The sequence below is a fragment of the Pseudomonas sp. COR18 genome, from assembly GCF_048568395.1.
GTDB lineage: Bacteria > Pseudomonadota > Gammaproteobacteria > Pseudomonadales > Pseudomonadaceae > Aquipseudomonas > Aquipseudomonas fuscovaginae_B.
Window position 1 is genome coordinate 6,870,778 of sequence record NZ_CP183808.1, and the last position, 25,777, is coordinate 6,896,554.

At 65.8% G+C, this 25,777-nt stretch carries 19 protein-coding genes; 6 read left to right on the top strand and 13 right to left on the bottom strand.

Annotated elements, in window-relative coordinates; all coding sequences use genetic code 11:
• Positions 1 to 59: 59 nt before the first annotated feature.
• Positions 60 to 818, top strand: coding sequence for a PIG-L deacetylase family protein (locus tag ACM62G_RS30800; RefSeq protein WP_054056943.1), 759 nt, complete (start codon positions 60 to 62; stop codon positions 816 to 818).
• 68 nt (positions 819 to 886) lie between these two features.
• On the opposite strand, the gene glgB is transcribed toward ACM62G_RS30800, so the two are convergent.
• The 3 genes from glgB to ACM62G_RS30815 are packed head-to-tail and all read right to left on the bottom strand — an operon-like array spanning position 887 to position 8,477.
• Complete coding sequence (glgB, locus tag ACM62G_RS30805) at positions 887 to 3,115, bottom strand: 1,4-alpha-glucan branching protein GlgB (RefSeq protein ID WP_054056942.1); 2,229 nt, start codon at positions 3,113 to 3,115, stop codon at positions 887 to 889.
• Positions 3,112 to 6,450: a maltose alpha-D-glucosyltransferase gene (treS, locus tag ACM62G_RS30810; RefSeq protein ID WP_419736398.1), complete on the bottom strand. Its 3,339-nt coding sequence runs from the start codon at positions 6,448 to 6,450 to the stop codon at positions 3,112 to 3,114. The genes glgB and treS overlap by 4 nt, the downstream gene beginning before the upstream one ends.
• 29 nt (positions 6,451 to 6,479) lie before the next feature.
• A complete protein-coding gene (locus ACM62G_RS30815) occupies positions 6,480 to 8,477 on the bottom strand; it encodes an alpha-1,4-glucan--maltose-1-phosphate maltosyltransferase (RefSeq protein ID WP_419736399.1) in 1,998 nt (665 codons plus the stop codon).
• A 207-nt stretch (positions 8,478 to 8,684) separates the two neighbouring features.
• Here ACM62G_RS30815 and ACM62G_RS30820 point away from each other — a divergent pair, with 207 nt between their 5' ends.
• Positions 8,685 to 8,852, top strand: coding sequence for a hypothetical protein (locus tag ACM62G_RS30820; RefSeq protein WP_273820406.1), 168 nt, complete (start codon positions 8,685 to 8,687; stop codon positions 8,850 to 8,852).
• A gap of 104 nt (positions 8,853 to 8,956) precedes the next feature.
• Here the strand turns inward: ACM62G_RS30820 and ACM62G_RS30825 are convergent, their stop codons facing one another.
• Positions 8,957 to 9,457: an MgtC/SapB family protein gene (locus ACM62G_RS30825; protein ID WP_054056940.1), complete on the bottom strand. Its 501-nt coding sequence runs from the start codon at positions 9,455 to 9,457 to the stop codon at positions 8,957 to 8,959.
• Positions 9,458 to 9,601: 144 nt separating this feature from the next.
• Between ACM62G_RS30825 and ACM62G_RS30830 the strand changes: the two genes are divergently transcribed.
• The 3 genes from ACM62G_RS30830 (at position 9,602) to mapR (ending at position 13,051) form a co-directional block, all read left to right on the top strand.
• Positions 9,602 to 9,841 carry a DUF3203 family protein gene (locus ACM62G_RS30830; RefSeq protein ID WP_054056939.1) on the top strand — a complete coding sequence of 80 codons (240 nt, stop codon included), beginning with the start codon at positions 9,602 to 9,604 and terminating at the stop codon, positions 9,839 to 9,841.
• A 207-nt stretch (positions 9,842 to 10,048) separates the two neighbouring features.
• Positions 10,049 to 11,464: a cytochrome c oxidase accessory protein CcoG gene (gene ccoG, locus ACM62G_RS30835; protein WP_273820405.1), complete on the top strand. Its 1,416-nt coding sequence runs from the start codon at positions 10,049 to 10,051 to the stop codon at positions 11,462 to 11,464.
• 177 nt (positions 11,465 to 11,641) lie between these two features.
• The gene (gene mapR / locus ACM62G_RS30840) at positions 11,642 to 13,051 is read left to right on the top strand and encodes a GntR family transcriptional regulator MpaR (protein ID WP_054056938.1); all 1,410 of its coding nucleotides are present in this window, start codon (positions 11,642 to 11,644) and stop codon (positions 13,049 to 13,051) included.
• Positions 13,052 to 13,177: 126 nt separating this feature from the next.
• Here the strand turns inward: mapR and ACM62G_RS30845 are convergent, their stop codons facing one another.
• The 6 genes from ACM62G_RS30845 to ACM62G_RS30870 all read right to left on the bottom strand — a co-directional run bounded on the left by ACM62G_RS30845 (position 13,178) and on the right by ACM62G_RS30870 (position 20,412).
• Positions 13,178 to 13,924 carry an SDR family oxidoreductase gene (locus ACM62G_RS30845; protein WP_054056937.1) on the bottom strand — a complete coding sequence of 249 codons (747 nt, stop codon included), beginning with the start codon at positions 13,922 to 13,924 and terminating at the stop codon, positions 13,178 to 13,180.
• 120 nt (positions 13,925 to 14,044) lie between these two features.
• Positions 14,045 to 15,778, bottom strand: a complete 1,734-nt coding sequence (locus tag ACM62G_RS30850) for a hypothetical protein (RefSeq protein ID WP_419736400.1) — start codon at positions 15,776 to 15,778, stop codon at positions 14,045 to 14,047.
• A 38-nt stretch (positions 15,779 to 15,816) separates the two neighbouring features.
• Positions 15,817 to 16,977 carry a bpX6 domain-containing protein gene (locus ACM62G_RS30855; RefSeq protein WP_419736401.1) on the bottom strand — a complete coding sequence of 387 codons (1,161 nt, stop codon included), beginning with the start codon at positions 16,975 to 16,977 and terminating at the stop codon, positions 15,817 to 15,819.
• 10 nt (positions 16,978 to 16,987) lie between these two features.
• On the bottom strand, positions 16,988 to 18,796 hold the full coding sequence (locus tag ACM62G_RS30860; protein ID WP_419736402.1) for a hypothetical protein: 1,809 nt from the start codon (positions 18,794 to 18,796) through the stop codon (positions 16,988 to 16,990).
• Between the two features lie 57 nt (positions 18,797 to 18,853).
• Positions 18,854 to 19,285 (bottom strand): hypothetical protein, encoded by a 432-nt coding sequence (locus tag ACM62G_RS30865; RefSeq protein WP_419736403.1) that lies wholly within the window; start codon positions 19,283 to 19,285, stop codon positions 18,854 to 18,856.
• On the bottom strand, positions 19,282 to 20,412 hold the full coding sequence (locus ACM62G_RS30870) for an AAA family ATPase (protein WP_273820401.1): 1,131 nt from the start codon (positions 20,410 to 20,412) through the stop codon (positions 19,282 to 19,284). Before ACM62G_RS30870 ends, ACM62G_RS30865 begins: the two co-directional genes overlap by 4 nt.
• Before the next feature lie 209 nt (positions 20,413 to 20,621).
• Between ACM62G_RS30870 and ACM62G_RS30875 the strand changes: the two genes are divergently transcribed.
• Positions 20,622 to 21,587: an aliphatic sulfonate ABC transporter substrate-binding protein gene (locus tag ACM62G_RS30875; RefSeq protein WP_419736404.1), complete on the top strand. Its 966-nt coding sequence runs from the start codon at positions 20,622 to 20,624 to the stop codon at positions 21,585 to 21,587.
• Positions 21,588 to 21,590: 3 nt separating this feature from the next.
• Here ACM62G_RS30875 and ACM62G_RS30880 read toward each other — a convergent pair whose 3' ends face one another.
• From ACM62G_RS30880 to ACM62G_RS30890, 3 genes are read right to left on the bottom strand one after another with little or no spacing between them, the layout of a single operon-like run.
• Entirely contained in the window at positions 21,591 to 23,036 is a 1,446-nt protein-coding gene (locus ACM62G_RS30880; RefSeq protein WP_419736405.1) for an efflux transporter outer membrane subunit, read from the bottom strand.
• Positions 23,033 to 24,094 (bottom strand): HlyD family secretion protein, encoded by a 1,062-nt coding sequence (locus tag ACM62G_RS30885; protein WP_419736406.1) that lies wholly within the window; start codon positions 24,092 to 24,094, stop codon positions 23,033 to 23,035. Before ACM62G_RS30885 ends, ACM62G_RS30880 begins: the two co-directional genes overlap by 4 nt.
• A gap of 25 nt (positions 24,095 to 24,119) precedes the next feature.
• Positions 24,120 to 25,661, bottom strand: a complete 1,542-nt coding sequence (locus ACM62G_RS30890; protein WP_273820397.1) for an MFS transporter — start codon at positions 25,659 to 25,661, stop codon at positions 24,120 to 24,122.
• Positions 25,662 to 25,777 lie beyond the last annotated feature (116 nt).

A 25,777-nucleotide genomic window follows, 5' to 3' on the forward strand; every position in this document is an offset into this window, starting at 1 on the left:
GCGCCCGCAGCCCCTCCACCAGGGGCTGCACGAACTTCCCGCACAAGGATGTGGAACCCATGAAATATCAATCCGCTGCCCGACATCAGGCCGCGCCGCCGATCTGGAGTGCTTCCCGGCAACTGGCCAGGGTGCCGTGCCTGAACCTCAACCGCCTGGTCGAACCGGGCGGACGGGTCGTGGTCATTGCCCCCCATCCCGGTGATGAAATCCATGCCTGCGGCGGCGTGCTGCAGATGCTCTCGACCCTCGGGCATCCCCTGCAACTGATTTCCCTGACCGATGGCTGCGCCATCTATCCGGGTTCCCAGCTCTGGTCGGAACAGCGCCTGAGCGTGGTCTGCCCCCAGGAAACCGCCGAGGCGCTGCGGCGCCTGGGGATCGAGTTGCACTGCCTGAAGTGGATACGTGGCGGCTTTCGCCACGGCGCGCTGGAACAGCAGGAGGATGCGATCTGCCAGTATCTGCGGCGTTATCTGCGCCATGACGACGTGGTCTTCACCACCTGGCGCGAGGACGGCGACAGTGACCATGACGCGGTCGGTCGCGCCAGTGCCAGGGCCTGTGCCGCCACGGGCGCGCGGCTGGTCGAGGTGCCGGTCTGGACCTGGTTCCGCCCGCTGCGCGAAGAGTACCTGCTGCCCTGGCACCGGGCCCGCAAGATACGCCTGAACACCTGGGGCGTGGCACGCAAGCAACATGCGCTGCACGCCTTTCACAGCCAGTTGCAGGGCGACCCGGAAAGCGGCATCCCGCCCGTCCTCAAGCCCAACCTGATCGAACAGGCCCGGCAGCCGTTCGAAATGGTGTTCATCTGAGGCCACCGCACCCCATCCTGTAGGCACGAGGAGCCGGGACAAGTGCGGCTCCCGGCGTCATGTCGGCATCAGGACACCGGCTGCAGCATCAGTACCGCCAGCGGCGGCAGGTTCAGCACCAGCGAGGAGCCCTGCCCATGGCTGGCGATGTCCTCGGTGAATGCCCCGCCGCCATTGCCATAGTTGGATCCGGCATAGATCGCCGCATCACTGTTGATCACCTCCTGCCACTGCCCGGCGAACGGCACGCCGATGCGGTAGCCCTCCCGCGGTACCGGCGTGAAGTTGGCGATCACCAGCAGCGGCCGACCTTCGCGACTCCAGCGCAACCAGGCATAGACGCTGTTGCTCGCGTCATCGCCAATCAGCCACTGGAAGCCCTGGGGCAGGTCGTCCTGCTCGTGCAGCGCCGGCTCCTGGCGATACAGCTGGTTCAGATCGCTCACCAGCTTCTGCACTCCCAGGTGCTCGGAGTACTGCAGCAGGTACCAGTCCAGTTGCCGGTCATGGTTCCACTCACGCCACTGGCCGAACTCGCAGCCCATGAACAGCAGTTTCTTGCCCGGGTGCGCCCACATGAAACTCAGGTAGGCCCGCAGGTTGGCGAACTTCTGCCACCGATCACCGGGCATCTTGTCGATCAGCGAATGCTTGCCATGCACCACCTCGTCATGGGAGATCGGCAGGATGAAGCGCTCGGACCAGGCATAGACCAGGCCGAAACTCAGTTCATTGTGGTGATGGGCGCGGTACACCGGGTCCTGCTGGATGTAATGCAGCGAGTCGTGCATCCAGCCCATGTTCCACTTGTAGGCAAAGCCCAGGCCGCCCTGCTGGGTGCCTTGGCTGACCCCCGGCCAGGCCGTCGACTCCTCGGCGATCACCAGCGCCCCCGGCGCCTCGAGGGCCACCACGTCGTTGAGATGGCGCAGGAAATCGATGGCCTCGAGGTTTTCCCGACCGCCGTGGCGGTTGGGCACCCACTCACCGGCCTTGCGCGAATAGTCGCGGTAGAGCATCGACGCCACCGCATCGACCCGCAGCCCGTCGACGTGGAAGTGCTTGAGCCAGTGCAGCGCCGAAGCCAGCATGAAGCCATGCACTTCGGTGCGCCCGAGGTTGTAGATCAGCGTGTCCCAGTCCTGGTGGAAACCCTCCAGCGGGTTGCCGTACTCATACAGGGCGGTGCCATCGAACTGCGCCAGGCCATGGGCATCCGTGGGGAAATGCGCCGGCACCCAGTCGAGAATCACGCCGATACCGGCCTGGTGGCAGGCGTTGACGAACGCGCCGAACTCCTCCGGCGTGCCGTAGCGGGCACTCGGGGCGAACTGCGACAGCGGCTGGTAGCCCCAGGAGCCGCCGAAGGGATGCTCCATGATCGGCATCAGCTCGATATGGGTGAAGCCCAACTGCTGCACATAGGGAATCAGCCGCTCGGCCAGCTCGGCCCAACCGTAGCGGCGGGAAACCTCGCCAACCTCGTCGGTCTCGCACTGCCAGGAGCCGGCGTGCAGTTCGTAGATCGACAGCGCGGCGCTGGTGCGTTGCCGCTCGCCCCGGGACTGCATCCACTCATGGTCCTGCCAGTCGATCCGCAACGGCGCCGCCACCCGCGAGGCGGTGTCCGGCGGCAGCTGGGTGGCCAGGGCCACGGGATCGGACTTGAGCGGCAGAATTGAATGCGGCCCGAGGATCTCGTACTTGTACGACTCGCCGGGCTGCAGCCGCGGGATGAAGATCTCCCAGACCCCGCTGGGGTGACGCAGGCGCATCGGGTGGCGGCGGCCATCCCAACTGTTGAAGTCGCCGACCACCGACACCCGTCGGGCATTCGGCGCCCACACGGCAAAGCGCACACCGTCGATGCCGTCGACCTGGGTCAGTTGCGCCCCCAGGCATGTGCTCAAGTCGCGGTGATTGCCCTCGGCGAACAGGTACAGGTCCATTTCGCCCAGCAACGGGCCGAAGCTGTAGGGGTCTTCACCCACCTGTTCGCCGCCGGCCCACTGGATACGCAACAGATAGGGCCGGGGCGGCTCGAACCGGCCGGCATACAGCCCCGGCACTTCGGTTTCACCGAGGGCGCCGAGCACCTGGCCGTCCTCCCGGGCCAGCACCTCGACACTCAGCGCACCGGGCAGGAACGCACGGATGATCTGCCCGCCCGCCCCGTCGTCATGGGGCCCGAGAACGGCGAACGGGTCCTGGTGTTCGGCCCGCACCAGCGCCTCGATATCACGGGCCGCCGGCAACAGGCCGACCCTGGCTTTACCTTGTTCCTTGCTTGAACTCATAACGACTCTCCACCGGACAAGGTTTTCACCTCACTCAACAGTCTGTCCAGACCGTGCAACGGTACCCGCAGCCAGGTCGGACGATTCTGTGCCTCATAGGCAATTTCATAGGCAGCCTTCTCCAGACTGAACAGGGCCAGGGCCGCTTGCGCGCCCGCCGGATCCTGCCACGCATGAGCAAGACTAGTCGTTGCCTGCTCATATGCCCGGATAAAGGCCTGCCGCGATTCCTTCAGGTAGCGCTCGGTCACTCGCGTCAACGCAGCTTGCGCCGCCTCGGAAGCGTCGACGCTGTGAGAGCTGTCGAGGGCCATCACCGCGGCATAGTCGAACGAGCGCAGCACGCCGCTGACGTCCTTGTACGGACTGTGCTTGCCCCGCCGTTCCTGCAACGAACGCGCCGGTTCGCCCTCGAAGTCGATCAGGTAGGCATCGCCCTGCACCACCAGCACCTGCCCCAGGTGCAGGTCGCCATGCACGCGGATGCGCAAGCCGCCTACCGCCTGGGCGGCCAGGGCCTGGACATGGGCGAGGATGGCCTTTTTCCCGGCGACCAGCCGGGCGACCAGGGCCTGGTCCGCGGCCGGCAACTGCGCCTGGTGCTGTTCGAGCAGTTGCAGGGCACGGGTGACCTGGCTGCCGATGTGCTTGCCCCAGGCCTGGCCGTCCTTGCCGGTGCTGACCTCGGCGCTGAAGGCCGGGTTGTCAGTCGGTGCGGCCAGGACCTGGTGCATTTCGCCCAGACGCTGGCCGAGCAGGCCGGCGAAATTCACCAGTTCGTCGTGGGCATCGATGGACACCTCGTGCTCCGCCGTGCCATCGGCGAGCTCGTCACGAATCGCCCGCTCCAGGTTGTTCTGGGTCCAGACCCAGGCATCGCCCTGGTTGTTCAGCAGGCCCTGGGCAATCATCAGCAGGCTCTCCTCGCCCGCCGGGTCGCGACGCACCACCGAGCCCAGCAATGGCGAAATATGGCGGTAGCCGCCGGCGCCCAGGTAGGCGCTCATTTCCAGTTCCGGGTGGATACCGGCACTGACCTTGCGGATCAGCTTGAGCATCACCCGCTCACCCACCACCACCGAGCTGTTGGACTGCTCGGCCGACAGGTAACGCACTTCGGCATCCGCCGGCAGCGGCTGCGCCAGCAATTCGGCGGTGGCCTGGAAGTGCAGCTCGCCGGCCTCGCCGCTCAGTACGCGGCCCTCCTGCAGTCCCTGGATCACCGCCCGCACGAAGCTGTCGAGGCTGAAGGCATCGGTGATCAGCCCCACCTGCCGTCCACGGCGCACCCGGGCCAGGGCCAGTTGCTGCGGCAACGCGGCGTTGATCTGCTCCTCGGCGAGCAGGCCGAACGGCACCTGGTAGCGACTGACCTGGCCGCCGACGGTGACGTGCACTTCACTGAGCAGCACCGGCCGCTGCGGCTCGCCGAAACGCAGGCCATAGGCGATATGCACCTGCTCGATCGGCGCATGCTTGTCGGCGAACCAGCGGCGCATCGGCAGCCATTCGGGCAGCGAGGTCTGCTCCAGGCTGGTGCGGGCCGGCGCTTCGAGCAGTTCTTCAAGGCGCTTTTTCAACACCAGGGTGGTGAAGTCCGGCATGCACTGCGGCGGCTCCACGTGCCAGGCGGGCATCTGGGTCTGCGAAGCGAGCAGAAACCAGTAGAAGCCGTAGGGCGCCAGGGTCAGCAGGAAGTTCAGTTGACCGATCGGCGGAAAGGCATTGCCACCGAGCATCTCCACTGGCACCCGGCCGGCGAACTGCGACAGCTCCAGCTCCGCCGCCTGGGCCGTGCGCGAGACGTTCGCGACGCAGAGGATGATTTCGCTCTTGCCCTCGGCATCGGTGTACTCGCGGGTGTAGGCGAGAATCCGGCGGTTGGCCGGCGAGAGCATCTTCAGGCTGCCACGGCCGAAAGCCTTCTGCTGCTTGCGCACCGCCAGCAGGCGCCGGGTCCAGTTCAGCAGCGAATGCGGATCGCCGGCCTGGGCCTCGACGTTCACCGACGCATAGCCGTAGAGCGGGTCCATGATCGGCGGCAATACCAGGCTCGCCGGGTCGGCGCGGGAAAAGCCGCCGTTGCGGTCGATCGACCACTGCATCGGCGTGCGCACGCCGTCGCGGTCGCCCAGGTAGATGTTGTCGCCCATACCGATCTCGTCGCCGTAGTACAGGGTCGGCGTGCCCGGCATCGACAGCAGCAGGCTGTTGAGCAGTTCGATGCGCCGACGGTCGCGCTCGAGCAGAGGCGCCAGACGCCGGCGGATGCCAAGGTTGATCCGCGCCCGGCGATCGGCGGCGTAGTAGTTCCACAGGTAGTCGCGCTCGCGGTCGGTGACCATCTCCAGGGTCAGCTCATCGTGGTTGCGCAGGAAGATCGCCCACTGGCAGTTGGCGGGAATCTCCGGGGTCTGGCGCAGGATGTCGGTAATCGGGAAACGGTCCTCCTGGGCCAGCGCCATGTACATGCGCGGCATCAGCGGAAAGTGGAAGGCCATGTGGCATTCGTCGCCGTGGTCGCCCTTCTGCTCGCCGAAATACAACTGGGTGTCTTCCGGCCACTGGTTGGCCTCGGCCAGGAGCATGCGGTCGGGGTAATGGGCGTCGATCTCGGCACGGATGCGCTTGAGCACATCGTGGGTCTCGGGCAGGTTCTCGTTGTTAGTGCCATCGCGTTCGATCAGATACGGGATGGCGTCCAGGCGCAGGCCGTCGACGCCCATGTCGAGCCAGTAGCGCATCACCGACAGCACCGCCTTCATCACCTGCGGGTTGTCGAAGTTCAGGTCCGGCTGGTGGGAATAGAAACGGTGCCAGAAGTACTGGCCGGCCACCGGGTCCCAGGTCCAGTTGGACTTCTCGGTGTCGAGAAAGATGATCCGGGTGCCGTCGTACTTGTCATCGGTGTCGGACCAGACGTAGAAATCCCGCGCGCTGGAACCGCGCCTGGCCCGGCGCGCCCGCTGGAACCATGGGTGCTGGTCGGAGGTGTGGTTGATCACCAGTTCGCAGATCACCCGCAGGCCGCGCTTGTGCGCCTCGGCGATAAAGCGCCGGGCGTCGGCCAGGGTGCCGTAGTCCGGGTGCACCCCACGGTACTCGGCGATGTCATAGCCATCGTCGCGACGTGGCGAGGGGTAGAACGGCAGCAGCCAGATGGTATTGACGCCCAGGTCGGCGATGTAGTCGAGCTTGGCGATCAGCCCGGGAAAGTCGCCGATCCCGTCGTTGTTGGAATCGAAAAAGGACTTTACATGGACCTGGTAGATGACCGCGTCCTTGTACCAGAGCGGGTCGTTGATGAAGGTTGCAGGGCGGGATTTCTTCGCCATGGCGAACTCCTTTGGTTAGCGCCTGCTCATCAGAGCGGCTGGATGCGCCAGATCCCGAACGGCTGGTGCCAGGGCTCGATACGCATCCACTGGGTCTTGCCGTACCAGGTCCAGGTATGGCCATTCATCAGGTCTTCGCCGCGGGTCTGGGCGTCGTCGGGCAGGCCGAACTCCCACAGCGGCAGCTCGAAATGCGCCTCCTGGGCGTTGTGCGGGTCGAGGCTGACCGCCACCAGGATGAAGCTGCTACGGTCCGCGGTGCGCTTGCCGAAATACAGGATGTTGTCGTTCCAGGCGTTGTAGACCTGTAACCCCAGGTGCGTCTGCAACGCCGGATGCTGGCGGCGGATGCGGTTGAGCTGGGCGATCTCGGCGATGATGTTGCCCGGCGCGCTGTAGTCCCGCGGACGGATCTGGTACTTCTCCGAGTCGAGGTATTCCTCCTTGCCCGGCAACGGCGCCGACTCGCAGATCTCGAAACCCGAGTACATGCCCCACAGGCCCGAGCCCATGGTCGCCAGCGCGGCCCGGATGAGGAACCCGGCCCGCCCCGACTCATGCAGGAAGGTGGGGTTGATGTCCGGCGTATTGACGAAGAAGTTCGGCCGGTAGCACTCGCGCCATGGCGACTGATTCAGCTCGGAGAAATAGCTGGCCAGCTCGGCCTTGGTATTGCGCCAGGTGAAATAGGTGTAGCTCTGGGAATAACCGATCTTGCCCAGGCGCGCCATCATCGCCGGTGCGGTGAACGCCTCGGCGAGAAAGATCACCTCGGGGTAACGGCCACGAACGTCGGCGATCAGCCATTGCCAGAACGGCAGCGGCTTGGTGTGCGGGTTGTCGACGCGAAAGATCTTCACGCCCTCCTCGACCCAGCCGACCACGATGTCACGCAGCTCGATCCACAGACTGGGCACGGCGTCGGCGGCATAGAAGTCGACGTTGACGATGTCCTGGTATTTCTTCGGCGGGTTCTCGGCGTACTTGATCGTGCCGTCCGGGCGCCAGTTGAACCAGCCGGGGTGCTGCTGCAGCCAGGGGTGGTCCTGGGAACACTGGATGGCGAAGTCCAGGGCAATCTCCAGGCCGTGCTCGGCGGCGGCGGCCACCAGCCGGCGAAAGTCCTCGCGAGTGCCCAGTTGCGGATGGATCGCCTCGTGCCCGCCCTCTTCGCTGCCGATGGCGTACGGGCTGCCCGGGTCGTCGGGGCCGGCGGTGAGCGAGTTGTTCGGTCCCTTGCGATGACGACGGCCGATCGGATGGATCGGCGGGAAGTACAGCACATCGAAACCCATGTCGCGGATCGCCGGCAGGCGGGCATGCACATCATTGAAGGTGCCATGGCGCGCGGCATCGTCGGTGACCGAACGCGGAAACAGCTCGTACCAACTGGCGAATTGCGCCCGTTGACGCTCCACATCCAGGGCGAAGTCCTGGCTGAGGCTGAGATAGGCCTGGTGGTCGGCCTGGCGCATCAGCACGGCGGTGGCCGGCTTGAGGAAACATTCCACCTGACCCTCGTTCGAACGCTGCGACAGCTCGTCGTACAACGCCGCCAGGCGTTCGGCCTGCTCGCCCTGGCTGCGCTCGCTGGCCTGGCGCACGTGCTCGCGGCCCTCCTGCAATTCCAGGTCGATGGGCACCGCGGCGACGAATTTCTTTTCCAGTTCATAGCAGTAACTGCCGAACTGATCGATCCAGGCCTCGATCCGGTACACGTAACGGCCCTGGCCGCCGACGCGCAGGCGGCCCCGCCAATGGTTGTTGCCCTGGTCGGTCATCACCGCGCGCTGCCAATCCTCGGCCTCGAGCGGCTTCCAGGCCAGCAGCACCGCCAGCTTGTCATGGCCGTCGACGAACACCCGGGCCGTCACGGTCACCTCCTGCCCGACCACGGCCTTGACCGCGAACTGGCCGCCGTCGATGGCCGGCATCACATTCTCGATGGCGATGCGCGGCAGCAATAGCGCCTGGGACAACGGCAGGACTTCGGCGACCTGCTCATCCAGCGGTTTATCAGTTGTCATCGAGCATCGCTCCTTACGTCCTGTGGACGCTCTACCTTGCGTGATCATCCGGCTTCGTCCTGTAAAGGCCGCTCAAGTTCGGAGCCGGTCGGTGGCGCAAAAGTTCAGACGGATTTGGCGAACGGGCCGCTCGTCCAGAAAATGCAGTCGATTGCGTTGCAACGGGGTCAACCGCAGCACCTGATGGCCATGCACCCAGGAGTGCCCATGAACATTCCGATTCCGGCGGAAACCCCCGATCCCAATATCGACCAGCCGACCCTGCCCCCCACCGAACCGCAACCGGTTCCCGAGCGGGAGCCCCCGGAGAGCACACCGCCGCCCAAGATCGATCCACCGACGACCATGCCGCCGGTGATCGCGGAACAAGCATAGTCAAGCCTGAACACGGACACGTCCCTGACGGACACGCTCCCGTAGGAGCCGGGCTTGCCCGCGAAAGCGGTAGTGTCGGCGCCACAATGCCTGGGTGAATGGGATCAGCGACGATCCTTTTCCAACAGCCGGACGATTCCCGGCATCAGGCTGAACACCGCCAGCGCCAGCAGCGTGCTGAGCACCGCCGTGGCCTCGCGCCCCAGGCCCACCGCCACGCCGATGGCGGCGGTCATCCACAACCCGGCGGCGGTGGTCAGGCCCTTGACGTGCTGCCCCGCCTCGTCGGCATGCCCCTTGAGGATCGTACCGGCGCAGAGGAAACCGATGCCGGCGATCACCCCCTGGACCACCCGGCTCATCGCATCGGCCTGGGCACCGGACACCTGCGGCACCAGGACGAACAGCGCCGCACCGAGGGCCACCAGCATGTGCGTGCGCACACCCGCAGCCTTGCCCTTCTGTTCGCGCTCGAAACCGAGCAGGCCGCCCAGCAGCGCGGCGATCAGCAGGCGCAGGGTGATGCGCGTGACCTCGCGGATATCGCCGATATCGGCGAATTCGGCTTGCAGCGTTACCCATACGGTGTGCCACACGGCGTCCATGTCCCCAACCTCTCTGAGCTCGACAGACGGTGGACAGCGGATCGCGGGCAACGGTTCGACCGTTGACCGCTAATCGGCTGCGGCGAACGAAGCCCCCTGCCCGCACCCTAAATCCTGTCAGCCCGGAGAAATGAGGAGAACACCATGCCCGTGCAAATCGATCGCGCCAGCCAGACCTGCACCCTGCAGGAAAACGACACCCGGATCAGCGGCTTGGCCAGGGATGTGAAAATCACCACCGACGACGCCAGGAGCATGTCCCGCGCCGAACTCGATGGCCGGCAGATCTGGATCACCGAGGCCGAAGCCGACGCCCTGACCGTCGCCGGCGCCTTCGACGGCCGTCACCATGTGAAGGCGACGTCGAGTGATTCGGTGATTTGATTGACCCGTGTCAGCCTGCCCGCCCGGCACCTGTGCCAGGCGCCGGCAGGCGCACGCCGGCGTGGCCTGCACCGGGGATGACAAGTTGTCGCAGGGATTTTTCCGGCGCCATCTGATCCGCTTTTTATTCAGATACCTGAGTCTGTTATGCAAACAGTTCGCTCGGCATAGTGTCCTGGCCTGATGGAGGCTGACGAGCGACAGATCATGAGCGAAAGAATCCCCGTCCAGTTAGTTGACACCTTCGAGCCTTCGCGCCCCAACAAGATGAAGGCCAAGTCGAGCGACAACCTGATTCACACCCGCAGTTTCACCGGCCTGTTCCGCAGCCTGCGCATCAGCGGCGCGGGCTTTCTGTTCCTGCTGTTCTTCGGCACCGTCTGGTTGAACTGGGGCGGCCGCCAGGCGGTGCTCTGGGACCTGGCCAACAGCAAGTTCCATATCTTCGGCGCGACCTTCTGGCCGCAGGATTTCATCCTGCTCTCGGCGTTGCTGATCATCTGTGCCTTCGGCCTGTTCGCCATCACCGTGTTCGCCGGACGTGTCTGGTGCGGTTACACCTGCCCGCAGAGTTCCTGGACCTGGCTGTTCATGTGGTGCGAGAAAGTCACCGAGGGCGAGCGCAACCAGCGGATCAAGCTGCAGGCCGCGCCCTGGGGGCCGAACAAGCTGGCCCGGCGCGCCGCCAAGCACACCCTGTGGCTGGCGATCAGCCTGATCACCGGGCTGACCTTCGTCGGCTACTTCACCCCGATCCGCCCGCTGGTGCAGGAACTGCTGAGCCTGCAACTGGGCGGGGTCAGCCTGTTCTGGGTGCTGTTCTTCACCGGCGCCACCTACATCAACGCCGGCTGGCTGCGCGAGGCGGTGTGCATGCACATGTGCCCCTATGCGCGGTTCCAGAGCGTGATGTTCGACAAGGACACCCTGACCATCTCCTACGATGCCGCCCGCGGCGAGAACCGGGGCCCGCGCAAGCGCGAAGTGGCGCCGGCCAGCGTCGGCCTCGGCGACTGCATCGACTGCCGCATGTGCGTGCAGGTCTGCCCCACCGGCATCGACATCCGCGACGGCCTGCAGATGGAATGCATCGGCTGCGCCGCCTGCATCGACGCCTGCGACTCGATCATGGACAAGATGGGCTATGCCCGCGGCCTGGTCAGCTACACCTCCGAGCATCGGTTGCAGGGCGGCCGCACCCACCTGCTGCGGCCGCGCCTGGTCGGCTACAGCGCCGTGCTGCTGATCATGATCGGCGCGCTGGCGGTGGCGCTGGTGCAGCGGCCGATGGTCTCGCTGGATGTCAGCAAGGACCGTGGCCTGTTCCGCGAGAACAGCCTGGGGCAGATCGAGAACATCTACAGCCTCAAGGTCATCAACAAGACCCAGCAGCGCCAGCAGTACCGCCTGGAACTGATCGACGGCGACGGCTTCCAGCTGCAGGGTCGCACCGAACTGAGCCTGGCGGCCGGCGAGATCGCCGACTTCCCGGTCTCGGTGGCGATGACCACCGAGCGGGCGAAGAGCAGCTCCCAGGAGCTCGCCTTCCGCCTGGTCGACATCGATGAGCCAGGCGTCTACAGCGTGGCGAACAGCCGCTTCGTCGCCCCGATGAACCGTTGATGACCTAGAATCCCCGGGGCGCCAACCCCAGGGCCTGCGGGGAGTGTGGGACGCAACACTGTGGGAGCCGGCGGTCCGGCTCCCACAGGTTAGCGTCCCGACAGTTACAACAGCCAGCTCCAACAAGACAACCGAAAACCTGCCGTTGCGTGCCCGTATCCAATGAGCCAAGCCACCATGAAACGCTACGAAAAATTCGCCGACGACATCGCTGAACTGATCCGCTCCGGCGTCCTCGGCCCCGGCCAGCGGGTGCCGTCGGTCCGTTATGCCAGCCAGACCTACGGCGTCAGCCCGTCCACGGTGTTCCAGGCCTACTACCTGCTGGAACGCCGTGGGCTGATCCGGGCCCGGCCGCGCTCGGGCTACTTCGTCAACACCCATGCGCCCAGCCCGTTCTCGGAGCCGGTGATCAGCAGCCAGGTGCACGAGTCCACCGAGGTCGACGTCAGCGAACTGGTGTTCTCGGTGCTCGACTCGATCAAGGACCCGACCACCGTGCCCTTCGGCTCGGCCTTCCCCAGCCCGACGCTGTTCCCGCTGCAACGCCTGGCCCGTTCCCTGGCCAGCGCCAGCCGCGAGATGGACCCGCGCATGGTGGTCACCGACCTGTCACCGGGCAACCCGCAACTGCGCCGGCAGATCGCCCTGCGCTACATGGTCGGCGGGCTGATGCTGCCGATGGAGGAGCTGCTGATCACCAACGGCGCCCTGGAGGCGCTGAACCTGTGCCTGCAGGCGGTGACCGAACCCGGCGACCTGGTGGCCATCGAGGCCCCGGCGTTCTATGCCTGTCTGCAGGTGTTGGAGCGCCTGAAGCTCAAGGCCGTGGAGATCCCGGTGCACCCGCGTGACGGTATCGACCTCGGCGTGCTGGCGCAGAACCTCGAAAAGCATCCGATCAAGGCCGTGTGGTGCATGACCAGTTTCCAGAACCCGATGGGCGCGACCATGCCCGAGGCGAAGAAACAGGCACTGGTGGAGTTGCTGCGCGAGCACCAGGTGCCGCTGATCGAGGACGATGTCTACGCCGAGTTGTACTACGGGCAGCAGGCGCCCAAGCCGGCCAAGGCCTTCGACACCGAGGGGCTGGTGATGCACTGCGGTTCGTTCGCCAAGAGCCTGGCGCCCGGCTACCGCATCGGCTGGGTGTCGGCGGGGCGGTATGCGCAGAAGATCGAGCGGCTGAAGCTGATGACCTCGCTGTGCGCCTCGATGCCGGCCCAGGCGGCCATTGCCGACTACCTGCAGCACGGCGGCTACGACCGCCACCTGCGCCGCCTGCGCTATGCCCTGGAAGAACAGCAGAGTGCGATGCTCGCGGCGATCGCCCGCTATTTCCCGGCACAGACCCGGGTCAGCCAGCCGGCTGGTGGCTACTTCCTCTGGCTGGAGCTGCCGGAACAGATGGATTCGCTGAAGCTGTTCCAGATGGCGCTGGCCCAGGGCATCAGCATCGCACCGGGACCGATCTTCTCCCCGGCGCGGCGCTTTCGCAATTGCATCCGCCTCAACTATGGCAGCCCATGGAACGAGGCTTCGGAGAAAGCCATGGAGACCCTGGGGCGGATCGTGCGTTCGTTCTGAGCGGACCTATTCGCGGGCAAGCCCTGCTCCTACAGAGTGGGTCTGGTAATCCTGAGTACGACTCCGGCCTGTAGGAGCAGGGCTTGCCCGCGAATAGGCCGTCAAGCCTTGCGCCCAGTCAGGAGATCAGCGCCCGCCGGCAAGGTCGACGAAAGTCCCGGTGGTGTAGGACGCCTTGTCCGAGAGCAGCCAGATAATGCCCTCGGCCACCTCTTCGGCACGCCCGCCGCGTCCCATGGGAATTCCCGGCTCCAGCTTGCTGACCCGGTCCGGGTCGCCGCTCAGCGCATGAAACTCGGTAAAGATGTACCCGGGACGCACGGCATTGACCCGGATCCCCTCACCTGCCAGCTCCTTCGACAACCCCAGGGTAAAGGTGTCCAGCGCGCCCTTGGACGCCGCATAGTCGACATACTCGTTCGCCGAACCGAGCCGAGCCGCCGCCGACGACACGTTGACGATGCTGCCGCCCTGCCCGCCATGCCGTGTCGACATGCGCAGCACCGCGTGCTTGGCGCAGAGCATCGGCCCCAGCACGTTGGTCTTCAGGGTCTGCAGGATGCGGAACTCGGACATCTCGTCGACCCGCGACTTCTGCCCCACCGTTCCGGCATTGTTCACCAGTGCGGTGACCGGTCCGAGTTCGGCGTCGACCCGCTGGAACAGGTGGATCACCCCGTCCTCGTCGCTGACATCCGCGCGCACCGTGATCGCCTGGGCGCCCAGCGCCCGTACCTGTTCCTGCACCCGGTGGGCCGCATCTTCGTCCCGCAGGTAGTTGATGCAGATGCGGTAGCCCTGCCGTGCCGCCAACAACGCCGTCGCCGCGCCGATACCACGGCTACCACCGGTGATGACGATGACTTTTTCCATGACACCCTTCCCCCGTCGCCTGGTCGCTCTGAACCTTCAGAATAACCGCGGGACGAGGCGCTTGTGTAGCCGTCAAACACTGTCGCGGCTGCTCGCCGCCCGCCGTGAGCGGGCGCGCCTTCAGCGAATACTCAGGCCACGGGCCAGGCCGGTCTCGACATTCACATGGAACAGGCGTCCACGCCAATCGAAGAACACCCAGTCCGAGCCGACCTGCCGGCAGCGGAGGTATTCTTCAGAGGGCCACTGCAGGATCGCGCAGAGCTGCGACTGGCTGCGGCTCATGAAGTGGAGTTCATAATTCCCATCGTTTGCCATGAACTGCGCCACCAACCACTGTTCGTTACCGAACAGCACTTCGGGTGCCTCTCCCAACCTCTCGTCGAGGCGAAACCGTCGCAAGGTCTTGCTGCCGTTGACCACCAGTTCCAAGCCAGCACCGGCAACCGGCTCCAGCCAGTACTCCAGATATTCGCCAAGGCTGTATCGGTACAATGAAGTCTCGGGGCGAATACGCTTGGTCGCCCGCTCACGGTGGAGCAGGCGACGTTCCGGCAGGCGGTAGGTCCATTGCTCGGTCGTGCCGTCGGCCAGGCTTAGCAACCAGTACTCATGATCAGCCGAGGCCTCCAGGGACATCAGGTCGCCAGGCAGGTCGCTGACATGCCAGAGCGTAGCGAAGTCCCTGTCGACATCCACCACCCGCACCTGCCCGCGGCTCGCGATAGTCCAGGCCAGCCCGTCGAATCGGCGTGCAAAGAACTCCAGTGGTAACACCCCCAGGTCCCTGGCCTGCCCCGTCACCAGATCCAGCCTGCTGATGCGCCAGACTGTATCGCGCTGCGCCAGGGCCAGGGCGACACGGCGGTTGCCAGCAATCACCAGGCGAGTGGCCGGTACGGCGAAACGCTGACGGATACTGCCAAGCCGATCGAGCATGACCGCTCCCGATTCACCCAGCGCCGCCAGGTAGTGGTCATCCCGCAACGGCACAACGTCATGCAGAGCACGGCTACCTGGGGCGGGTGCCGACCAGTGCAGCGGCGGAACCACAGGGCGCAGGCCCACCGGCTCATTGCCGGCAATCGCCCCCTTGGGCATATCGAGCTTGAGCAACTCGTCACCGCTGAGCTTGACCAGGGCCGACATGTCCTTGGCGGTGATACCGGGATGGCCGTCGCCATGATCGGCCAGGACAGCATGCACCACCGCGGCCGCCAGCGAGCGCACGGTGTGCGTCGATGGCGAGATGCAGATGAGCTCGATAGCCAGCACGGCACGTTCGTCAGCCCGTTCGGGGTCGTCACGCAAGGCACGCAGGTAGGGGCCATGGACAGCCAGGGTGTCGGGCAGCAACACCGCCCGCTTGACCAGCGCCGCAGCGGCCAGGGAGCCACCGGCAGCCTCGGCGGCAAGCAGCCATTGCCGGGCTCGCTCGCGCTCGACGGGCAGTGGCCAGATCACCTCCACCGCTCCAAGCCAGTCGCCCTGGCCGACCAGCATTTCGGCCCACTCCAGACGCAACCGTTCGGCAGCCTCCGGCCAGTCGGCCTGCAGGCTCAGCACGGCAGCGGCAAAAGCCTTGTCGCGACGGGCGACCAGTACCGCCCGCTGCCAATCGTCAGCCAGGCACAGCAGCCGGACGATCGTCGACGGTTGCATATCCCAGGTCAGTGCCAGCTCCGCCGCCTGTTTGTAGCGCTGGTGCTTTTCCAGGTAGTCCAGGGCTTCCTGGCGCGCGTGCAGCAGCTCGGCGAGGACATACACGGCTTCCTCGATGCGTCCCTTGCGGTCGAGATCCCCGAAGGTTCGACGATAGAGCTGGAGCAGATGGGCCTTGAGGTCTTCCGCCATGTCCACACCTTGTACGCGGCCAGCGACGTGACCCACTGTCAGGTTATCGCGAGCCTTGAGCGCCCCCAGTGCCTGTTCGCTGGCAGCATTGCCCCCATGGGAATGGCATGCCGCAGCGCTGCCTCGATATCGCCCCGCTCGAACATCTCGAGCATGCGCCGCATGTAGGCGGCATGCTGGCGGTTCAACAGTGCATCCAGGTGCGAAGCCATCGCCATCCGCTTCAGCCATTGGCGCCAACGCGACAGTAGAGCGGGCACATGTCTGCGCCGCTCAGGCACCGATGCGCCGCTGGTGGCGGTGGGCGAAGCGACCTGCCCCGCCGGCGTCTGCTGGCGAGCACGTGCCTGTTTGACCAATGCCTGCCGTTCGGCCTCGATACGCTGACGCATGAACCGACGCAACAACCAGAGTCCGGCGGTCACCACCCCGGCAGAGCCAAGGAACCACAGCGGATCGAAGCCTCCACCCGCCGTTGCCGTTGTCACAGCGGGCGGCCTTGTGCCGGGTGCGACCGGCGTGCCATAGGGGTCCTGCCAGTAGATGAGCAGGATCACCACCGCGACCAGACCCGGCACCAGCCAGGTACGCCCTACCGTTACTCGCCCTTGCGAGCGCCCCGCGGCTGCGGAGCCCTTCAGCGCACCCGAGGCGACCCTGCTCCCGGAGGTGCCAGCCAACTCCAGTGCCTTGAGTACGCTATCGCGTTCGGCACTCGGGGCACCGACCACATCCCCCAGCACCTGGCGAATGTCCTGCGGCTCCCAGGTTTCGAGCACCGCATCGGGCAAGGCCTCCGTGCAGTCGTAGGTATCCAGCAGACCGTAGTCTCCCAGGTCGAACCACTGACCCGGTTGCAGTTCCCGCCCATCCGCCAGGTTCAGTGCATGAGCGCGGGCATCACGGATCAGCCACAGGTCCGCCAAGGGTAGTTGGGAGATTTCAGCCGGCTCGAGCCAGGCCGAACACAACGCCCGTCCCTGCCGGACCAGAGGCCAGGAACTGAGGCGATCACAGGACATCGCGACCGGCGTGCGGAAACACAGTACATCGCCCTCGGCGAACCGATAGGCCCGCGACCCGGTCTGCCAGTGCCTGATGATCTGCTGTTGACTGGCGGCTTCGTCAAAGCGCTCACGCGGGAACCACAACGCATCGACTTGGCGCCAACCGGTCAGGCCAGGGCGTCTGATGGACATTGAAAGCGAATCACTCATCGGCGAGGTCCTTGTGAGCGGTCTGCAACTGCATCCTCACACTTCGTGTCGCCACATCCAAAACCAGCAGCCCGCGGGTCTCGGTGACCAGCGCCAGCGACCCGGAAGCCGGGCAGAAACTGATCTTCAGGATGCGTGAAGGGCTGGCATGGAGACTTTCGGTCTTCTCCGGGCTGACCAGCAGGATGTTCTTGCCGCCACCGGTCTTGACCACCAGGGCGAACTGTCCGCGCTGCACGTCATGAAACAGCCCGATAGCCTTGCAGTTCGGTGGCAGCTCAAGTCGTGCCTGGGGTTGGGGATGGCTGCTGGGGGTGAACAGCGTCCAGGTTTCGCTGGTACCCTGACCGTGCTGCACTGCGCAAGCACCGAAGCCACGGCGCCAGCGCTGCAGGTCGCCAAACAGCACCGCGCTGGCGTCCGTTCCATCGCCCAGCGCGAACGGCTGATGACGCGTGTAGCCCAAGGTCGCGTAACAGACAGACAACTGGCCAGCGTGGCGTCGGGCGTAGACCAGCGTCCAGTCGTCAATCTGCTGCATACCGAGCACATCCCGATCCAGGTAGTGCGTGGTGCCGGTGGCCGGCGGCTGCTCGGCCCCGGCCGTGGCCCAGTATGCCAGGGTCCGGTCGCTGGTCAGAACAAACAGCCGTGTGTGCCTGGCCATCTTCAAGCGAATGGCACGCAGCAGTGTTGCCGTACCGGCCGGAATCAGCAGTTCCTCCCGGGGTGGGCGGGCCACCGACTCCATTCCGGGCAGATGCCAGAAACACAATCGCTCGCCAGCGCTCAACAACGCGCAGGCCTGGCGCCCATCCAGGGCCAAGCCAAGCGGGGCCGCCTCACGCGACCAGAGCTGGCGCTTGGATTTCGCCGGTTTCCTTTGTCCCGGCCGAGGCACCGAAAAGATCATCAGGCCCGCCTCATCCAACAGTCGTACCGCGACATGGCTGCCGGTACTGGAGATCAGCGGCGCGGCGGTCAACGAGATGCGCGCCGCTGTAGTCATGTGAGCCTCAAGCGCAACCACCTTCTCGAACTGCCCACTGAGCAGGCGTCGCCCGGCGGCCTCATCGGGCGCAGGCAGGACAACCGGCACGGCGTGCGAAGCCTGCATCCGCAACTCCAACCCCTCGCCGAACAGCCCCTGCTGGATCTGCACCAGACGCAGCCCCCGCGAGCCTGGGACTTGTGGCAGGCGCTGGCCAACCAGCCAGAACTCGCTGGCTTGCTCAGGGTGCTCGGCCAACGCCTGTTGCCAATCCTGCCAGTGCGCCTCGGTGACCGTCGCATAGGTTCGGGCCTTGAGCAGCCCACGCAGTTGCACGGCAGAGTGCAGCTCGAACAGCTCCGGCTTGTGTTGCAACACCCCCCAGCGAAACTGCGCGCCGTTTTCAGCGGCCCGCCGGGCCAGAAGAATCATCAGCGCCAGGTGTACCAGGCGAGCTCCGCCCAATTGCAGGGGCCCGGCATCGAACAGCACCACGATCAAGCGGGACGCCTGTCGTGCCCGGTACTGAGGGGCGAGAAACAAGTGTTCACCACTGGAGGCACGGCGCAGGAACTCATCGGCGAACTCGTCGGCCAATAGCCACTCACTGCTCAGCAGTCGCTCATAGGAGCCACGCCGGTGCAGGTTGCCCAAGCCATCGGGCTCAGGGACGCCCCCCAGGTGCACGCCCTTGAACGGCCCGAGCAGCGGGCTGATGCAACTGAGCAAGGCACCGAGGCTGGGCACCAGTTGCGGGTCGAACCATTCCAGCCATTGCCGCCAGGGTTGCAGGGATTCGGGTAATTCCATGACAGACCTACACAAGCGGGACGCATTCAGTTGCGTCGCGCGAAAAAAGAACCGGCTTCAGCTCCAGTACGCAGCGATACGCGCCAACAGCTCGGCGGTGACCGGCAGGGAGCGATCCAGCGGCACACAGGTGGCCGGCTGATGCCACACCAGCAACGGTTGCCGGGCGAACTTCGCCAACAGCGCCTGGGCCAGAAGGTCCATGGGCGCATCCGGCTGCCAGAGGCTCGGCAAGCAGAGTTGCGGGGCCTGCTCGCAGGCACGGGCGTATTCGACACCGGCCACCCAGGGCAGGCGCGATGACTCGCCGCTGACGATCAGCACATCCCGACTGGCGGTAGCCTGCAGCCCTCGCAGCCGCTCGGCGCTCATCGACGCCAGGCGCGCATGCAGGTCCCTGGCCACTTCGCCCCAGGCCACTGCCGCCACTGGCTCGGTGGGTTCGGGCAGGGCTTTCCAGCCCCAGCTCAAGAGCGCTGGCGGGCTCATGTCGCAGGCGTCAGTTGCTTGACCAACAACCCCCTCAGGCCAAGCAGCTCGGGAGGCATGCTGTGCGCGGAAAAGTTCGCATCGATCTCGCGCAAGACCGCCTCGGACTCGTTCGGATCGAACCCTTCACCCGAGGCCCCACGCATCAGGCAGCCCTGCGCCGACTCGATCAGGCGGCTGGCGCGGGACATCGGCAACAGCGTCGCCTCCTCCACGGCCGTGAACAGGTTACGGTTGCTCGACAGGTGCAACACCTCGCGCAATATCTCGCGACCGTGCTGCTGGGCCTCCTTGGTCGCCAGTGCATAGAGCAATGGCCAGAGATCCGCTTCGGTCGCTTGCAGGCGCCCGCCCAGCAAAGCAGCGGCGGCGATCAGCCGCTGGGACTTGACGATACGCCGGTCGGACAACTGGATACCGGCAGCGCGCAGCAGGCGAATCGCATTGGCCAGCGCCGGCCGGACCTGCTCCATGTCGACCTGCGGCAGCGCCTGGCTGAGCGTGTCGAGTTCATGCAGGCCAAGCCATTGTCGAACAGGTAGGCGATCGGCCTGCCAGCCACCACTGAGCATTGCTTCCAGTTGGTTGTCCGGTACCGACTCGACGAATAGATGCAACAGGAAGCGATCGCCGAATGCGGCCAGGGCCTCGTCGTCAGGCAAGCCGTTGGCCGCCCCGACGCAGACGCGCAACGGGCATTTTATCTGGGTGTGGCCGCGCCGGAACTGCCGCTCGTTGAGCACGCCGAGCAGGGTATTGAGGATCGCGGTGGAACCGAGGAAGACCTCGTCGAGAAAGACGATATCGGCTTCGGGCAACATGCCACTGACGTCGGTTTCCACACTGCCTTCACGTAATTTCTTCAGATCGACCGGGCCGAACAGCTCCGACGGCTCGGTGAAGCGTCCCAGCAGGTATTCGAAGTAGCGCCCACCCATGGCCTGGGCCACGCGCCGCACCACGGCGCTCTTGGCCGTCCCTGGCGGGCCGACCACCAGCAAGTGCTCCTGCGCCACGGCGGCCAGCACGATCAATTCAGCCAGTTGCTCACGCCCGACCAGGCCTTCGGTTGCAGCCCTGACACCCTGGCGAATCTGTTGCGCAGCTAGCGAAATGGCAGACAACATGAACCGAATCCTTTCCTGGGCAAAAGAGCCGATCTTGCCTCAAACACGCCTGGTAGCAAAGAGCCTGCTTTCTAGGAGGTAAGGACCCATTGCGCTCGCCTCTATGGTTATGCGAAGAGGTTATTTAACCAACGCGCCCCTCTCTCATTAAGCTGCGCTCACCGGACCACCGGCCCCGCCCTTCTCTCAATTGTCTTCACGAGGTGTTCATGGTCGCTCCGGCTCCCGTTCTTGCCCGTTCCCGCCTATTGCTCTGCGCCCTGGCCGTCGCCTGCGCCCTGAGCGCGCCCTTCGTCGACGCCAACGAAACCCTGCGTATCGGCTACCAGAAGTCCTCGACCCTGATCACCCTGCTCAAGAGCCAGGGGACCCTGGAAAAGGAGCTGGCCAAGGAACATATCGACGTCAGCTGGCACGAGTTTCCCAGTGGCCTACCATTGCTCGAGTCGCTGAACGTGGGCAATGTCGACATCAGTGCCGATGTCGCCGACACCGTGCCGGTGTTCGCCCAGGCGGCCAAGGCCAGGCTCACCTACTTCGCCCAGGAAGCCGCATCGCCTGCGGCCCAGGCGATCGTGGTCAAAAGCGACTCGCCGATCACCAGCCTGGCCGGGCTCAAGGGCCACAAGGTGGCGGTGACCAAGGCCGCCGGCAGCCATTACCTGCTGATTGCCGCGCTGGCCAGGGCCGGGTTGAAGTTCAACGATATCACCCCGGCCTACCTGACGCCCGCCGATGGCCGCGCGGCCTTCGAGAATGGCAAGGTCGATGCCTGGGTGACCTGGGAGCCGTTCCTCAGCGGCGTACAGCGCCAACTACCGACCCGTACCCTCGCCGACGGCCAGGGCCTGGCCAGCTACAAGCGCTACTACCTGGCGAGCACGCCCTACGCCCAGGCGCATCCGCAAGTCTTGAAACGGGTGTTTGCCGAACTGCAGAAATCCGGTGCATGGATCAAGGCCCATCCGCAAGACGCCGCCAAGATCCTCGGTCCCTTGTGGGGTGGCCTCGATGCGGCGACGGTCGAAGCCGCCAACCGGCATCGCAGCTATGAAGTGCAGGCGGTCACGGTCGATCAGTTGAGCGAACAGCAGCAGATCGCCGATGCCTTCTTCACCGAGGGCCTGCTGCCACAGAAGGTCGACACACGCGACGTCGGTATCTGGAAACCTTGACGGCTAGCGCTGTGCCTGTTCGGGCAACGCCTGCTCCCAGCCACCGCCAAGGGCCCCGTACAGTCCGACCAGCGCCAGCGACACCGCCGCCGTGCTGTCCACCAGCGCGTCCTCGTTGGCGAGCAAGGCGCCCTGCACCGTCAGCACGTTGAGAAAGTCCACGGTGCCCTGCTCGTACTGCTGGCGGGCACTGGCCAGGGCCAGGCGGCTCTGTTCCACCGCCTGGCGCAAACTGTCGCGCCGACGCTGCCCGGCCTGATAGGCACTGAGCGCGTCGTCCACCTCGTGCCAGGCATCCAGCACGGTCTGCCGGTAGCGCAAGGCGGCTTCCTGCTGGCGACTCTCGCGCAACTGTAACTGCCCTTGCAGGCGCCCACCCTCGAACAGCGGCACACTCAGGCTGGGCCCCACGGCCAGCGTATGCGAACCCCAACTGCCCAGGTCGGACAACTGCAGCGCCTGGAAGCCGAGGTTGCCGGAGAGGCTGATACGCGGGTAAAAGTCCGCCCGGGCCATGCCAATCGCCGCCGTGGCCGCATGCAGGTCGGCCTCGGCCCGACGGATGTCCGGGCGCCGTCGTGCCAGTTCGCTGGGCAGGCCGATCGGCACGCTGGCGGGTGGCACGGGAATCGCCGTCGCCGCCTGCAGTTGCCCGGCCAGGGCCTGGGGTTCGAGCCCCATCAGGCGGCTGAGGGCATTGATCAACCGCGCTTCGCCCTGTTGCAGGGCCGGCAGTTGCGCCTCGATGGTGGCGACCTGCGCCGTGGCCTGGGCCACTTCCAGTTCGGTGGCCACGCCCTCGTCGCGACGCAGGTGCGTCAGGGCCCGGGTCCGTCGGGCAATCTCCAGGTTCTGCCGGGTCACCGCCTGCTCGTTCTGCAGCGCCCGCAGCTGGATATAATCGCGGGCGGTTTCGGCCAGGATCGCCACCAGCACGGCGCGGCGGTCCTCTTCGGCGACCTGCACATTGGCGTCGGCCGCCTCCACCGAACGTTTCACCCGCCCCCACAGATCGGCCTCCCAACTGATGCCCAGGCCGGTACTCCAGAGGTTGTAGTCGTGCCGGCCGTTCTCGCCGGAAGGGTCGCTCAGGCCTCGACTGCTGTTGCGCGCGCGGCTGTAGCCGGCGGCGCCGTCGACCTTCGGCAGTTCATCGGCGGCGATACTGCGCCGTGCCGCGCGACTCTGCGCCAGTCGGCTGGCGGCCCGTTGCAGATCGAGATTGCCCGCCTGGACCTGGCGCATCAGCGCGGCCAGTTGAGGATCAGCGAAACCCTCCCACCAGGCGGCTTCGGTCGCCCCCTCAGCCGGCTGGCTGTGCCCGGGCTCGCCCTGTCGGGTGTGCCAACGCTCACCCAACTCAGGCTTCGGCGCCTCAAAGTCGGGGCCCAGCGTGCAACTCTGTACCAGCAGCGTGGTGATCAACAACCAGGGGAAATACCGGTTCATCGCAAGCTGACCTCACGCACGGCCGTCGAAGCGGTATCGATTCGCGCCTCCACCGACATGCCCGGCCGCAGGCGCTCAAGCAGCGGCTGCCCACGGTCGAGGACGATCTTCACCGGAATACGCTGAACCACCTTGGTGAAGTTGCCGCTGGCATTCTCCGGAGCGATCGAGGCAAAGGTCACGCCGGTGGCCGGGGCGATGCTCTCGACCTGGCCCGTCAGCGGCGTATCGGCAAAGGTGTCGACGGTGATACTCACCGATTGGCCGGGGCTGACATGGGTCATCTGGTTTTCGAGGAAGTTGCCCACGACATAGGCTGCGTTCACCGGCACCACGGCCAGCAGCACATCGCCCGGCTTGACATAGGCGCCCTGGCGCACACTGCGCCGCCCGACCACGCCGTCGAACGGCGCCACCAGCACGGTGTGCGCCAGGTCCAGTTCGGCCCGTGCCTGGCGTGCCTCGGCCTGCTGCACGGCCGCCTGGGCGGTATCGCGCCGGGCCAGCAGGACATCGGTCTGCTTGCGGGTCGCCTCCAGGGCCGCCCGGTGTTCGGCCAGCCGGGCCGCGGCGGTGCGCTGGCGGGTCTCGGCCTGCTGGGCATTCTGCAGGGTGCCGGCGCCCTGCCCGGCCAGGTGCTGGTAACGCTGCCACTCATGGGCGGCGAACTGCACATCGGCCTGATCGGCGTCGACCACCGCCCGCGCCTGCTCGATCAGCGCCTGCTGGCGCAGGAGGCTCGCCGCGGCATTGGCCAGCTGTGCCCGGGCACTGGCGACACCGGCGCGGGCCGCCGCCAGGTCGGCCTGGTAGTCCTGGTCATCGATGCGCACCAGCACCTGCCCCGCCTCTACCCGCTGGTTGTCACGCACCAGCACCTGGCCGATGAAGCCGGCGACTTTCGGTGCCACCAGGGTGTAGTCGGCGTTGACGTAGGCATCGTTGGTGCTCTGCACCGGGCCGCCGCCGAGCAGCAGGTACCAGAGTCCGTAAAGCAAGGCGCCGGCCAGGAGCACGGCGAGGATCAGCAGGGGTTTGCGTGAAATTGAAGTATTCATGGTCAGTGTCCGAAAAAGGGGGAGATCAGGCCGCGGCGCGCGGTGGGTAGATGCGCGTCGGCAGGATCGGGATCAACAGGATCAGCGCGATGGCGAGGCCCGCCACGCACAGGTAGAGGTCGGCGCTGGTCAGGGTCACCACCTGCTCGTGCAGCCGATGGGCCAGTTGCCCAGGCTCCACCGAGTCCGCCAGCCAGGGCTGGCTGCCCAGGCGGTCGACCAGGTGACTGGAGTGAAAGTGCTCGCGGCGCACCGTCAGGGTTTCCAGCAGGCTGCCCGCCGCCACTGCGGCAAAGCCCTTGATGGTGTTGAACCAGGCCGAGGCGAACGGCCCATCCGCCGGGGTGATGCTGCCGGTCGAGAGCATCAGCAACGGGATCACCGCCATCGGCTGGGCCACGATCTGAATGGCCTGCAACAGGTAGAAGTTCTCGCGGTTCCAGGCCACGGTGACCTGGGAGCCGATCACGCAGACCAGTGCCAGCAGGAACAGCCCGGTGGCCAGTACCCAGCGGCAATCCACCACCCGGTTGTTGCACAGCGCGACCACCAGCGGCAGCGCCAGCAGTTGCGGCACGGCGACCCAGAGCAGCACCGGCGCGGTCTGCAGCGGCCGGTAGCCCTGGACCTGGGCCAGGTAGCTGGACGGGATCATGATCACCGCCAGCAGCACGAACAGCACGCCACCGAGGGTGACCAGCGCGTGGGTCAGGTTGCGGATGCCGAGCATCTGCAACTTGAAGAACGGCAGCGGGTGCGACCATTCGTTGATAAAGAACAGCACCAGCAACAGCAATCCACCGCCGACCAGCACCCGGATAAGCTGCGCATCGAACCAGCCCAGGCGCTCGCCCTGCTGCAGGCCGAGCACCAGCATCACCAGGCCGGGAAAACCCAGCAGCAGCCCGCGCCAGTCGAACTGGCGCAAGCGTTCCAGGCGCAGCGGGTCCTGCGGTATGCCCCAGGCCACGCAGGCCATGGCCACCAGCCCGAGCGGGATGACCTGCCAGAACGCCCATTGCCAGCCGGCGTATTCCACCCACCAAGCGGCCAGGGGCGTGCCGAAGCTGGGTCCGAAAGTCGCGGTCAGGGCATAGCCGCCCAGGCCATAGAGCTTGATGCCCGGCGGCAGGAAGCGCAGCGCCACCGACATCAGCATCGGCGGCAAGGCGCCGCCGGCAAAGCCCTGGACCACGCGGATCAGCATCAGCACCTGGGCATTGGGTGCGAACGGCGCCAGCAGGGCCAGTACCAGCAAGCTGCCGATGGCGCAGAGGGTGAAGCGGCGCAGGGAAAAGGTCACGGCGCACCAGGGGGCAAAGGCCATGGCGCTGACCGACATCGCTGCGTAGGCCGCAATCAGCCAGGTACCCTGGTCGTAGCTCAGGCCCATGGCGCCGCGGATATCGGCCATCGCCACCTTGGTCACGTTTTCGTTGAAGCCCGAGGCCAGCACCGCCAGCAACACGCCGACCAGGCCGACGCCGATGCGCAGGCCCAAAGGTGTGGCGGCCGCTGCGGGCCTGGCTGCGGCCGCCAGCGGCAGGCTGGTTTGCAGGGCGGTCATGAGCCGGCCGTCCGGGCAGGCTCGGAGGGAAGAGACATCGCAAAAACTCCGGTTTCACTGGGAAACCCGAGTCTATGCAGGGCCTGAAGCTATAAAAATTGACAAATACCTACAGC

What these genes read in the sequence shown, in the direction of transcription:
- treS (WP_419736398.1), bottom strand. Translation starts at nt 6,450, where the DNA reads ATGGCGAAGAAATCCCGCCCTGCAACCTTCATCAACGACCCGCTCTGG.
- ACM62G_RS30860 (WP_419736402.1), bottom strand. Translation starts at nt 18,796, where the DNA reads ATGGAATTACCCGAATCCCTGCAACCCTGGCGGCAATGGCTGGAATGG.
- ACM62G_RS30820 (WP_273820406.1), top strand. Translation starts at nt 8,685, where the DNA reads ATGAACATTCCGATTCCGGCGGAAACCCCCGATCCCAATATCGACCAG.
- mapR (WP_054056938.1), top strand. Translation starts at nt 11,642, where the DNA reads ATGAAACGCTACGAAAAATTCGCCGACGACATCGCTGAACTGATCCGC.
- ACM62G_RS30825 (WP_054056940.1), bottom strand. Translation starts at nt 9,457, where the DNA reads ATGGACGCCGTGTGGCACACCGTATGGGTAACGCTGCAAGCCGAATTC.
- glgB (WP_054056942.1), bottom strand. Translation starts at nt 3,115, where the DNA reads ATGAGTTCAAGCAAGGAACAAGGTAAAGCCAGGGTCGGCCTGTTGCCG.
- ACM62G_RS30890 (WP_273820397.1), bottom strand. Translation starts at nt 25,661, where the DNA reads ATGACCGCCCTGCAAACCAGCCTGCCGCTGGCGGCCGCAGCCAGGCCC.
- ccoG (WP_273820405.1), top strand. Translation starts at nt 10,049, where the DNA reads ATGAGCGAAAGAATCCCCGTCCAGTTAGTTGACACCTTCGAGCCTTCG.
- ACM62G_RS30855 (WP_419736401.1), bottom strand. Translation starts at nt 16,977, where the DNA reads ATGTCCATCAGACGCCCTGGCCTGACCGGTTGGCGCCAAGTCGATGCG.
- ACM62G_RS30865 (WP_419736403.1), bottom strand. Translation starts at nt 19,285, where the DNA reads ATGAGCCCGCCAGCGCTCTTGAGCTGGGGCTGGAAAGCCCTGCCCGAA.
- ACM62G_RS30815 (WP_419736399.1), bottom strand. Translation starts at nt 8,477, where the DNA reads ATGACAACTGATAAACCGCTGGATGAGCAGGTCGCCGAAGTCCTGCCG.
- ACM62G_RS30845 (WP_054056937.1), bottom strand. Translation starts at nt 13,924, where the DNA reads ATGGAAAAAGTCATCGTCATCACCGGTGGTAGCCGTGGTATCGGCGCG.
- ACM62G_RS30875 (WP_419736404.1), top strand. Translation starts at nt 20,622, where the DNA reads ATGGTCGCTCCGGCTCCCGTTCTTGCCCGTTCCCGCCTATTGCTCTGC.
- ACM62G_RS30880 (WP_419736405.1), bottom strand. Translation starts at nt 23,036, where the DNA reads ATGAACCGGTATTTCCCCTGGTTGTTGATCACCACGCTGCTGGTACAG.
- ACM62G_RS30870 (WP_273820401.1), bottom strand. Translation starts at nt 20,412, where the DNA reads ATGTTGTCTGCCATTTCGCTAGCTGCGCAACAGATTCGCCAGGGTGTC.
- ACM62G_RS30800 (WP_054056943.1), top strand. Translation starts at nt 60, where the DNA reads ATGAAATATCAATCCGCTGCCCGACATCAGGCCGCGCCGCCGATCTGG.
- ACM62G_RS30850 (WP_419736400.1), bottom strand. Translation starts at nt 15,778, where the DNA reads ATGGCGGAAGACCTCAAGGCCCATCTGCTCCAGCTCTATCGTCGAACC.
- ACM62G_RS30885 (WP_419736406.1), bottom strand. Translation starts at nt 24,094, where the DNA reads ATGAATACTTCAATTTCACGCAAACCCCTGCTGATCCTCGCCGTGCTC.
- ACM62G_RS30830 (WP_054056939.1), top strand. Translation starts at nt 9,602, where the DNA reads ATGCCCGTGCAAATCGATCGCGCCAGCCAGACCTGCACCCTGCAGGAA.